The sequence below is a fragment of the Oleiphilus sp. HI0125 genome (genome assembly GCF_001635355.1).
In genome coordinates, this window is the sequence record NZ_LWGF01000468.1 from 1 (window position 1) to 487 (window position 487).

The following is a 487-nucleotide window of genomic DNA, read 5'->3' on the forward strand; positions in this document are numbered from 1 at the left end:
GGGAGCTTTCTTTGCTGGATTTTTCATTCTCATGCTTATGCTTATCTTTGCTGCAAGTGGTGCATGGTTAGCAGAACACACTGTACAACCCAATGCGTTTGGTTCAATACCCCAAGCCATGTGGTGGGCCGTGGNCACACTTACTACAGTGGGTTATGGCGATGTCACTCCAATCACGGTTGCAGGCAAAATCTTCGGAGCACTTATCACCGTGATTGGTATCGGCATGGCAGCCTTACCCGCAGGCATTATCGCAAGCGGCTTGAATGAGCAAATTCATCGCCGCCGTTCCAGCCTCCAAAGAGAGTTTAGAAAAGCACTGGAAGATGGCATAATCTGTCAACAGGAAGAGGAAGACATTGAGGCATTGAGAAAGCAACTAGGACTTTCGCGCAGAACAGCTGATCATATTCGTGAAGCTGTTCATAGCGAAAAGGAAACCAAAATTGGCGCTACATGCCAACATTGCGGCAAACCATTCAAGGCA

At 47.9% G+C, this 487-nt stretch carries 1 protein-coding gene; it reads left to right on the forward strand.

The window, feature by feature from the left end:
* Positions 1-25: 25 nt before the first annotated feature.
* Positions 26-487, forward strand: a 462-nt coding sequence (locus A3762_RS06110) for a potassium channel family protein (RefSeq protein WP_255375035.1), incomplete at its 3' end; no start/stop codon positions are given.